Origin of the sequence: uncultured Dietzia sp., assembly GCF_937873725.1 — a bacterium.
In the GTDB taxonomy this organism is placed as follows: domain Bacteria; phylum Actinomycetota; class Actinomycetes; order Mycobacteriales; family Mycobacteriaceae; genus Dietzia.
The window spans coordinates 1-9,961 of sequence record NZ_CALMYY010000064.1 but is presented as its reverse complement, the minus strand read 5'-3'; the positions used below and the strand labels follow the sequence as shown (position 1 = coordinate 9,961).

Annotated in this window: 9 protein-coding genes and 1 tRNA gene; 4 read left to right on the top strand and 6 right to left on the bottom strand. The window is 69.2% G+C overall.

The features are described from left to right. Positions 1-665, bottom strand: a 665-nt coding sequence (locus Q0444_RS05875; RefSeq protein ID WP_299022106.1) for a S1 RNA-binding domain-containing protein, incomplete at its 3' end; no start/stop codon positions are given. Positions 666-756: 91 nt separating this feature from the next. Between Q0444_RS05875 and Q0444_RS05870 the strand changes: the two genes are divergently transcribed. Then, positions 757-1,563, top strand: a complete 807-nt coding sequence (locus Q0444_RS05870; protein ID WP_299022104.1) for a class I SAM-dependent methyltransferase — start codon at positions 757-759, stop codon at positions 1,561-1,563. A gap of 6 nt (positions 1,564-1,569) precedes the next feature. On the opposite strand, the gene Q0444_RS05865 is transcribed toward Q0444_RS05870, so the two are convergent. From Q0444_RS05865 to polA, 4 genes are all read right to left on the bottom strand, one after another. Further along, complete coding sequence (locus Q0444_RS05865; RefSeq protein ID WP_299022101.1) at positions 1,570-2,331, bottom strand: amino acid ABC transporter ATP-binding protein; 762 nt, start codon at positions 2,329-2,331, stop codon at positions 1,570-1,572. Then, complete coding sequence (locus tag Q0444_RS05860) at positions 2,328-3,311, bottom strand: amino acid ABC transporter permease (protein ID WP_291080174.1); 984 nt, start codon at positions 3,309-3,311, stop codon at positions 2,328-2,330. The genes Q0444_RS05865 and Q0444_RS05860 overlap by 4 nt, the downstream gene beginning before the upstream one ends. A gap of 11 nt (positions 3,312-3,322) precedes the next feature. Then, positions 3,323-4,225, bottom strand: coding sequence for an ABC transporter substrate-binding protein (locus Q0444_RS05855; protein WP_291080172.1), 903 nt, complete (start codon positions 4,223-4,225; stop codon positions 3,323-3,325). 126 nt (positions 4,226-4,351) lie between these two features. Next, complete coding sequence (gene polA / locus Q0444_RS05850; RefSeq protein WP_291080170.1) at positions 4,352-7,135, bottom strand: DNA polymerase I; 2,784 nt, start codon at positions 7,133-7,135, stop codon at positions 4,352-4,354. Between the two features lie 79 nt (positions 7,136-7,214). Between polA and Q0444_RS05845 the strand changes: the two genes are divergently transcribed. Then, positions 7,215-7,288 (top strand) — tRNA-Leu (locus Q0444_RS05845). Positions 7,289-7,326: 38 nt separating this feature from the next. On the opposite strand, the gene Q0444_RS05840 is transcribed toward Q0444_RS05845, so the two are convergent. Beyond that, positions 7,327-7,914 (bottom strand): TetR/AcrR family transcriptional regulator, encoded by a 588-nt coding sequence (locus Q0444_RS05840; protein ID WP_291080168.1) that lies wholly within the window; start codon positions 7,912-7,914, stop codon positions 7,327-7,329. A 130-nt stretch (positions 7,915-8,044) separates the two neighbouring features. Between Q0444_RS05840 and Q0444_RS05835 the strand changes: the two genes are divergently transcribed. Beyond that, on the top strand, positions 8,045-8,515 hold the full coding sequence (locus Q0444_RS05835; RefSeq protein WP_291080166.1) for a MarR family winged helix-turn-helix transcriptional regulator: 471 nt from the start codon (positions 8,045-8,047) through the stop codon (positions 8,513-8,515). After that, a partial coding sequence (locus Q0444_RS05830) for an MDR family MFS transporter (RefSeq protein ID WP_299022093.1) occupies positions 8,512-9,961 on the top strand: 1,450 nt, incomplete at its 3' end. The genes Q0444_RS05835 and Q0444_RS05830, both read left to right, overlap by 4 nt.

Sequence of the window (9,961 nt, the reverse complement as noted above, 5' to 3'; positions counted from 1 at the left end):
CCGAAGTTGACGATCGAGGACACGACGCCCTTGCGGACCTGGCCCTTCTGCAGCTGGTGCAGGAACTCGGAGCGGACGGCGGACTGGGTCTGCTCGAGCCACGCGCGACGCGAGAGGACGACGTTGTTGCGGTTCTTGTCCAGCTCGATGATCTTGGCCTCGAGCTCCTGGCCCACGTAGGGCAGGAGGTCGCGGACGCGACGCATCTCCACGAGGGAGGCGGGCAGGAAGCCACGGAGACCGATGTCGAGGATGAGGCCGCCCTTGACGACCTCGATGACGGTGCCCTTGACGGCCTCGTCCTTCTCCTTGAGCTCCTCGATCGTGCCCCAGGCGCGCTCGTACTGGGCGCGCTTCTTGGACAGGATCAGACGGCCGTCCTTGTCCTCCTTGGTGAGGACCAGGGCCTCGACCTCGTCGCCCACCTTGACGACCTCACCGGGGTCGACATCGTGCTTGATGGAAAGTTCACGCGAGGGGATGACGCCCTCGGTCTTGTATCCGATGTCGAGCAGGACCTCGTCGCGGTCGACCTTGACGATCGTGCCCTCGACGATGTCGCCATCGTTGAAGTACTTGATCGTGGCGTCGATGGCGGCGAGGAAGTCCTCCGCGGAGCCGATGTCGTTGACGGCTACCTGCGGCGAGGTGGTTTTGGTGGTCATAGGGTGGGGTGCTCCGGAGTGGATAGGAATCGTAGGTGGACAGGTTTTCGCGGGCGTGTACGCACGCGACGGTCAACTGTACCCTTCCACCGTGACGTCCACAAACCCCCCTGATCATGGTGAATCCGTCCGCGCCTCCCGGAGGTGGTGGGACGCCGAAGCGGTCGACTACCACGACGAACACGGCGAGTTCCTCGGCGCACACGCCCCCGACGGCGAGTTCCTGTGGTGCCCCGAGGGCCTGCACGAGGGCGACTGGAACCTCCTCGGCGACGTGGCGGGCCGCGACGTGCTCGAGATCGGGTGCGGCTCCGCGCCGTGTGCCCGGTGGATCGCCGGCCGGGGGGCGCGCGCCGTCGCCGTCGACCTCTCCGTCGGGATGCTCCGCGTGGGCGCCGAGGCCGCGAGCCGCTCGACGGGCCCCGCCGCAACGGTCCCGCTCATCCAGGCCGACGCCGGCCGCCTGCCCTTCACCGACAACAGCTTCGACGTCGCGTTCTCCGCCTTCGGCGCCATCCCCTTCGTCGCGGACACGTCGGGCGCCATGGCGGAGGTCGCGCGCGTGCTCCGCCCCGGCGGCCGGTTCGTCTTCTCCGTCAACCACCCCATGCGGTGGATCTTCCGCGACGACCCCGGCCAGGAGGGGCTCGTGGCGGCGTTCCCGTACTTCGACCGGACCCCCTACACCGAGTACGACGAGGAGGGCCGCCTGACGTACGTCGAGCACCACCGCACGGTCGGCGACCGGATCCGCGAGCTGGTCGGTGCCGGGTTCGTCCTGCAGGACCTGATCGAGCCGGAGTGGCCGGAGTGGCTGGACCGGGAGTGGGGGCAGTGGAGCCCGCTGCGCGGCAGCATCTTCCCCGGCACCGCGATCTTCGTGTCGACCCTCGCCTGAGCCCGGCTACAGGATCTTGGAGAGGAAGTCCTTGGTGCGCTGATGGGTGGGTGCCGTGAGCACCTCGGCGGGCCGGCCCGCCTCCACCACCACTCCGTCGTCCATGAACGCGATCGTGTCGGCGACCTCTCGCGCGAAGCCCATCTCGTGGGTCACCACGACCATGGTCATCCCCGCGTCGGCCAGGTCCCGCATGACGCCCAGCACCTCCCCGACCAGCTCGGGGTCGAGGGCCGAGGTGGGCTCGTCGAACAGCATGAGCTTCGGCTCCATCGCCAACGCGCGGGCGATGGCCACTCGCTGCTGCTGGCCTCCGGACAGCTGCGCCGGATAGGCGTCCGCCTTGGCCGACAGTCCCACCTTGTCCAGCAGTTCGCGGCCGCGCTCGGTGGCCTTCGCCCTGGACTCGCCCTTGACGAGCATCGGCGCCTCGATCACGTTCTCGAGGGCGGTGCGGTGGAGGAACAGGTTGAAGTGCTGGAACACCATCCCGATGTCGCGTCGCTGGCGGGCCGCCTGCCGGGGCGAGATCTCGTAGAGCTTGTCGCCCTTCTCCCGGTAGCCCACGAGGTCACCGTCGATGTAGAGCCGACCCGCGTCGACCTGCTCCAGGTGGTTGATGCAGCGGAGGAACGTGGACTTGCCGGAGCCCGACGGGCCGACCAGACACAGGACGTCCCCCGCCGCCACCTCGAGGTCGATGCCCTTGAGCACCTCCAGGGAGCCGAACCTCTTACAGACCTGCTCGGCCCTGACCATCGGCGTCATGCTGTCCCTCCGGATGGATCCGCGGCCCTGGCGGCGGCGAGAGACGACGGGGTCATCCCGTCCGCCGCCGCCAACGCGCGCAACTGCTTGCCGGTCAACTGCCGGGTGGCGCCCCGCGAGAACTTCTTTTCCAGGAAGTGCTGACCCACCATGAGGACGCTGGTGATGACCAGGTACCAGGTGGCGGCCACCAGCAGCAGCGGGATCGGCTGGAAGTTGACGCCCGAGATGTCGCGGGCCTGACCGTAGAGCTCACCGGAGAACGGGATGGCCACGACGAGCGAGGTGGTCTTGAGCATCGAGATCAGCTCGTTGCCGGTGGGCGGGATGATCACGCGCATCGCCTGGGGCAGGACGGTGCGCCGCATGGTCTGCCCCCACGTCATGCCGAGCGCGGTGGACGCCTCGGCCTGCCCCTCCGGGACGGACGAGATGCCCGCCCGAACGATCTCGGCCATGTACGCGGCCTCGTTCATGGCCAGGCCGATGACGGCCAGCCAGAACGCGGAGTACAGCGCCATCGTGTCGTCGAAGCGGACCACCTGGAAGTCGGTGAAGGGGATGCCGAACTGGATCTGCCGGTACAGCGTGAAGATCAGGCCCCAGAACAGCAGCTGCACGTAGATCGGGGTCCCGCGGAAGATCCACAGGTACACCCACGCCACGGCCTTGAGTACCGGGTTGCTGCTCATCCGCATCACCGAGAGGATGACCCCCAGGATCACGGCGAGGATCATCGACAGCAGGGTCAGCGCGATGGTGTAGAACACCGCCATGCCGAACCGTGTGTCGAAGAGGTACCGGCCGTACGTGCCCCAGCCGTAGGCCGAGTTGGTCGCCGCGCCCCAGAGGAAGAGGAACGCGAGCACCAGGACGATCGACGCCGACACCCACCGCCACGGGTGCCGCAGCGGCACCGCCTTGATGGGCTCCGGGGCGTCCGCCCGGGGGGGTGTGGCCCCCTTCTCCGCGGTACTCACCGACCGGTCACTCAGCCCTTCCGGATCTCGGCGCGGTCGATGAGCCCGGACTCGAGGCCCCAGTTCTGGGCGATCTTCTCGAAGTCACCGGTCTCGATCAGCTTGTTGGCGGCGGCCGCGAGGGCCACGGCCAGGTCCGCGTCCTTGCGCACGGGCCAGCCGTAGGGGGCGGAGTCGAACACGTCGCCGGCCAGCTGCATCTTTCCGTCGGACTGCTTGACGGCGTAGGCCGAGATGGGCGAGTCCGCGGACATCGCGTCGACCTTGCCCAGGGCCACGGCGGTGGACGCCTCGTCCTGGGAGTCGAACTGGACCTTCTCGATCGCCGGCTTCCCGGCGTCGGTGCAGGCCTTGCTCCGGGCGGGCACGTCCTCCTGGTCCGAGACCGTGGTGCGCTGGACGGCGACGCTCAGTCCACAGGCGTTGTCCGGGTCCACGTCGGTCCCGACCGCGGAGGCCCACTGGATGCCGGCCTCGAAGTAGGTGACGAAGTCGACGGTCTGGAGCCGCTCCTCGTTGACGGTGAACGAGGAGGCACCCATGTCCATGGTGCCGCCCTCGATGGCCGGGATGATCTTCTCGAAATCGGACTCACGGAACTCGGCGGTCAGACCCATCAGCTGGGCGGCGGCGTTGACCACGTCGATGTCGAACCCGACGATCTCGCCCTTCTCGTTCTTGAACTCGTTGGGCGCGTACGGCGGGTTGGTTCCCACCACGATGACACCCTTGTCGCGGATATCGGCCGGCACCAGGGCGGCGATCTCCTCGTCGACCTGGAGCGCGACCTCCTGCCGGGGCTCCCCGGAGTCCTCCGGCCCCTCGGTGTTGGTGGTGCAGCCGGTGAGCGCGAGGGCCGCGGTGGCGGTCAGTGCCAGGACGGCGCGAAGACCGCGCCGGGGGGTGAGGGTCATAGGAGTGCCCTTTCAGGCGTCGTTGAGCCGAATCTGCACTGAACCTAGGGCATGCGGCGACCGCCACAAAGCACATCGCCCGCGAGTGGTGCCGGTGGTTACCCAGTGGTTACACCCGGTGACCACTCAGTGAGCTGCCGAGTCCCAGTCGGGCCCGGTTCCCGTGGAGACGTCCAGGGGCACGTCGAGCTCGATCGCCGAGTACATGCGATCCACCACGAGGTCGCGGACCTCGTCCAGCTCGCCCCCCGCCACCTCGAGCACCAACTCGTCGTGGACCTGGAGCAACAGGCGGCTCCGCAGTCCCCGCTCGGCGAGGTCGGCGTGGACCCCGAGCATCGCCGCCTTGATGATGTCCGCGGCGGTGCCCTGGATGGGCGCGTTGAGGGCGGCACGCTCGGCGTTCTCCCGCTTGAGCCGGTTGTCCGAGTTGAGCTCGGGCAGGTAACGCCGGCGCCCGAAGAGGGTCTCGGTGTAGCCGTCCCGGCGGGCCTGGTCCACCACCGCGTGCAGGTAGTCGCGGACCCCGCCGAAGCGCGCGAAGTACGCGTCCATCTGCTCGCGGGCCTCGTTCTGGCCGATCCCGAGCTGCGCGGCCAGCCCGAACGCGCTGAGCCCGTAGGCGAGGCCGTAGCTCATGGCCTTGACGCGGCGCCGCAGCTCCGGGGTGACCTCGTCGATGGGCACGCCGAAGGCCCGCGAGCCGACGAACGAGTGCAGGTCCTCCCCCGTCCGGAACGCCTCGATGAGTCCGGCGTCCCCGGACAGGTGCGCCATCACCCGCATCTCGATCTGGCTGTAGTCGGCGGTGAGGAGGCAGTCGTAGCCCTCGCCCACGACGAAGGACCGGCGGATCCGCCGGCCGTCCTCGGTGCGGACCGGGATGTTCTGCAGGTTCGGGTCGGTCGAGGAGAGCCGGCCGGTGGCGGCGACGGTCTGGTTGAAGGTGGTGTGGATGCGCCCGTCGTCGCCGATGGTCTTGATCAGGCCCTCGACGGTGGTGCGCATCTTGGTGGCCTCGCGGTGCAGGAGCAGCGCCTCGAGGAAGGCGCGCCCCGGGGTGTCCCCCGTCTCCTTGAGGAGAAGCTCCTCCAGCGCCTTGGCGTCCGTGGTGTACCCGGTCTTGGTCTTCTTGGTCTTGGGCATGCCCAGGGTCTCGAACAGCACCACCTGGAGCTGCTTGGGCGAACCGAGGTTGATCTGCTCGCCCCCGATCGCGTCGTACGCGGCCTCCGCGGCGTCACGCCCGCGGTCGGCGAACCCGTCGCGCAGCTCGTCCAGCGCGGCGCCGTCCACCGCGATGCCGATCGATTCCATCCGCGCGAGCACCGGCACGAGCGGCAGCTCCATCTCGGCGAGGAGCCGGGCCCCGTGCACCTGCTCGAGTTCCACGTCGAGCCGCTCGGCCAGATCCACCACGGCGCGGGCCCGGGTCGCCGCCGCGTCGGCGTTCTGTTGCTCCACCTCGGCCTCGTCGACCTCGTCCAGCAGCGAGAGCTGCTTCTCCCCCGACTCCACCTCGGGCAGTTCCCTCTGCAGGTGCCGCTGGAACAGCTCGGCGAGCCCGTAGCTGCGCTGACCGGGCCGCACGAGGTACGCGGCGAGCGCGACGTCCATGGCGACCCCGCCCAGCTCGAGGCCCCGGCCCATCAGGGCGTGGGTCGCCGCCTTGGAATCATGGACCGCCTTCGCCACCGCGTCGTCCGCCAACCACGCCTGTAGAGCCCGCTCGTCGGCCGGATCGATGCGGGCGAGATCGATGTGCGCCGACGCCCCGCCCGCGGCAGCGACGGTGACGGTGTGCGCGTCCCCGGCGCCGGGACGGGAGGATCCGACGACGACGAGGCCGTGCCGTCTCCCGGCCGGCGCGTGCGCTGCCAGCCAGTCCGAGACCTCGCCGGCGTGCAGGACCGCCGCCCGCTCGAGCTCGATCTCCGCCACCTGCTCGGGTGCGCCCTCGGGCAGGAATGCGGTGAGGAACCGGTCGCGGGCCTGCGGTCCGAACTCGAGCCGGTCGAACAGCGCGTTGACATCGGCCCGCTCGGGGAGGTCGCGGGCGAGATCGCCGATCTCGACCCCTAGGTCGAGATCCCGGGCGAGTTCGGTGATGCGGCGGTTGAGCTGCACCTGCGGGAGGTGCTCCCGGAAGCTCTCGCCGACCTTCCCCTTGATCTCGTCGGCGTGCGCGATGAGCTCGGACAGCGTGCCGTACTGGACGATCCACTTGGCGGCGGTCTTGTCCCCCACCTTGGGCACTCCCGGGAGGTTGTCGGAGGTGTCACCCCGCAGCGCGGCGACGTCCGGGTACTGCGCCGGGGTGACGCCGTACTTCGCCTCGACCGACTCCGGGGTGTAGCGCGCGAGTTCCGAGACTCCCTTAACCGGGTAGAGGACGGTCACCGAGTCGGTCACGAGCTGCAGTGCGTCGCGGTCGCCGGTGCAGATGAGGGTATGCGTGCCGCCTGCCCGCGTGGCCAGGGTCGCGATGATGTCGTCCGCCTCATGCCCCTCCAGCGAGAGCGTCCGGACGCCCAGCGCGACCAGCGCCTCCTGGATCAGCTCGACCTGTCCCTTGAACTCCTCGGGCGCCGCCGACCTCGTGGACTTGTACTCGGGGTACTCCGCGGTCCGGTGCAACGTCGCGCGCGAGACGTCGAAGGCCACCGCGATGTGGGTGGGCTCCTCGGTGGTGACCAGGTTGGCGACCATGGACAGGAAGCCGTACACCGCGTTGGTGTGCTGCCCGGATGCGGTGGAGAAGTTCTCCGCCGGCAGCGCGTAGAACGCGCGGAACGCCAGCGAGTGCCCGTCCAGCAGGAGCAGTCGGCTGGGACCGGGCCCCCTGCCGGTGTCGGACGACGTGGTGCTGGCTGCGGAACTGGCTTCTGCGGTCTGGCTCGTGGTGCTCACACGGCCACTCTAGGGCGGGCATCGGACAGCCGCTCACCGGTCGTCGGTTAGACTTCCCGACCAGCGGCCCGCCGCGACCGCCCCCGTAGCCCAATTGGCAGAGGCAACGGATTCAAAACCCGTCCAGTGTCGGTTCGAGTCCGACCGGGGGCACGCATCATACAAATCTCGTCAGCCGCGCGACGCGCCATTCAGTGGGGCCGCGCCCCGTCGAGGAACAGACGCACCACCGCGACCGCGGCCTCGTCCCCTCCGGAGCGATCCACTGCCCGCGCCAGGTGGAAGAACGCGTTGGTGAGGAACCACGGCTCGCCGGCGATCTCGCCGCGTCCGACGGCGCGGGCGAAGACGTCGACGACGGGGTCCAGCACAGCCGACACGTACTGGCCGGACACCGCGCTCCTGGATTCCTCCGAGACGAGTTCGAGAGTGTCGTAGACCCTCTGCTCGAACGAGATCGACCGGGCGTCCTGGTCGGCGACGGCAGCCACGAGCTCGCCCAGTTGCCGTTCGAATCCCCCGGTGGCGGCGAGCGCCGTCTCGATCCGTGTACTGAGGCGGGCGGTGAACCGGAGCGCGACCTCCTTGTACAGCTCCTCCTTCCCACCTGGGAAGTGGTGGTAGATGGACGGCTTGCGAATCCCTACCGACCGGGCGACGCCGACCAGGGAGATTCCCGTGTAACCCCCTGCCGCCAGCTGACCTGCGAAGGCGTCCATGATTTCAGAGCGGGTGTCAGTCGGCACGGCCATCGGGTCCTCTACGGGTGACTTCGTCATGCCGTCAGCCTACCTATCGGTAGGCAGGGCCACCAATTTCCGGCGCCGTCCCCCGCGCACTTGCCGAAGGCCACCCTCGCAGCCTATATTTGCTTGCTGCAAGCAACCGAATCGAGCTGGGAGGTTACGAGTGTCCGTCGACATCGACCAGAGCGCCCGGCTCGTCGTGGATCTCTCACGCGTGGTCAAGCTGCTGCGCGCGGTCAACGTCTGCGTGCCCCGCTTCCACGAGTCGCTCGAGCCGTCCGCCCATCCCCTGCTCTTCGCCGTCCACGACGAGCCCGCCCGGGTGACCGACCTGGCCGACCGGGTCCACACCGACGTCTCGGTGGTGAGCCGGCAGGTCCGTCACCTCGAGTCGCTGGGCCTGGTGACCAAGGTCCCGGACCCGGACGACGGGCGCGCGAGCCTGGTCACCCTCACCGCCGAGGGATCCGACCTGGTGGCCCGCGTGTTCGACGGCCGCGGCCAGTGGATGGCCGACGTGCTGTCCGACTGGACACCCGAGCAGGCGGCGTCCCTCGGCGAGAGCCTGAACCACCTCGCGGAGTCCCTTCGCTCCGAACTCGACTCCCTCACATCCGCCAAGGAGAACCGATGACCACCCCCACGCCCGCCGCCGCGCGGGCAGGCGAGGACGGCGAGCTCACGCACCGTCAGATCCTCGTGATCCTCGCCGGCCTCATGTCGGCCATGTTCCTCGCCAGCCTCGATCAGACGATCGTCTCGACCGCCATCAGGACGATCGCCGACGACCTGCAGGGCCTGGACGCGCAGGCGTGGGTCACCACGGCCTACCTCATGACGTCGACCATCTCGACGCCGCTGTACGGCAAGCTCTCCGACATCTACGGCCGCAAGCCGTTCTTCGTCATCGGCATCGTGATCTTCGTGTTCGGATCCCTGCTGTGCACGCTCGCGGACTCGATGTACACCCTCGCGGTGTACCGCGGCATCCAGGGACTGGGCGCGGGTGCCCTGATGTCCCTCGCGCTGGCGATCATCGGAGACATCATCCCTCCCCGCGACCGCGCGAAATACCAGGGCTACATGCTGGCCGTGTTCGCCTCGTCGTCGGTCATCGGGCCGGTCGTCGGCGGCTTCTTCGCCGGCATGGACACGATCCTCGGCATCGACGGCTGGCGCTGGATCTTCCTGCTCAACGTCCCCATCGGCGCCCTCGCGCTGACGATGGTGATCCTCACCCTCAACGTCAAGAACGTCCGCGTGGACCACCGGGTGGACTGGGCGGGCGCGGCCGCGATCGTCGTCGGGCTGGTGCCGCTCCTGCTGGTGGCCGAACAGGGCCGCATCTGGGGCTGGGGCTCCCCGGCCGCGCTCGGCTGCTACCTCGTCGGCCTGGCCGGCATCGGCCTCTTCCTCATCGTCGAGGCCCGCGCGGGCGACGAGGCCCTCATCCCCCTGCGCCTGTTCCGCGACCGCACCTTCGCGATCGTCACCGCCGGCGGCGTGATCGTGGGCATGGCCATGTTCGGCGGGATGATGACGCTGCCGCTGTACATGCAGATCGTCCACGGCGCCGACCCCATGGAGTCCGGCCTCATGATGCTCCCGCTGGTCGCGGGCATGATGGGTGCCTCGATCGTCACGGGTCAGCTCATCTCAAGGACCGGCCGGATCCGCGAGTTCCCGATCCTCGGCACCGCCATCGCCGCCCTGGGCCTCTTCCTGCTGTGGACCATCGACGCCAACACCTCGCTGACGCTGGTCATGTTCTACATGCTCATCCTGGGCATCGGCCTGGGCAACTGCATGCAGCCGCTCACCCTGATCGTGCAGAACGCCGTCAGCCCGCGGGAGATCGGCGTGGCCACCGCGTCGGCCACCTTCTTCCGGCAGCTCGGCGGCACGGTCGGCGTGGCCGTGTTCCTGTCGATCCTGTTCAGCCGCGTCGGCGGCGCGATCACCACGCAGCTGGAGGAGGCGACCGCCAACGGCAGCCTCGCCCGCGGCATCCAGGACGGCCTGGCCGACCCGGCGCTGCGGCAGGACCCGCAGGCCTACGGGATCGTGCAGGCCCTGGCCG

Excerpts from the sequence above, each read along its gene's own strand:
- Q0444_RS05865 (WP_299022101.1), bottom strand. The coding sequence starts at position 2,331 with ATGACGCCGATGGTCAGGGCCGAGCAGGTCTGTAAGAGGTTCGGCTCC.
- Q0444_RS05855 (WP_291080172.1), bottom strand. The coding sequence starts at position 4,225 with ATGACCCTCACCCCCCGGCGCGGTCTTCGCGCCGTCCTGGCACTGACC.
- Q0444_RS05840 (WP_291080168.1), bottom strand. The coding sequence starts at position 7,914 with ATGACGAAGTCACCCGTAGAGGACCCGATGGCCGTGCCGACTGACACC.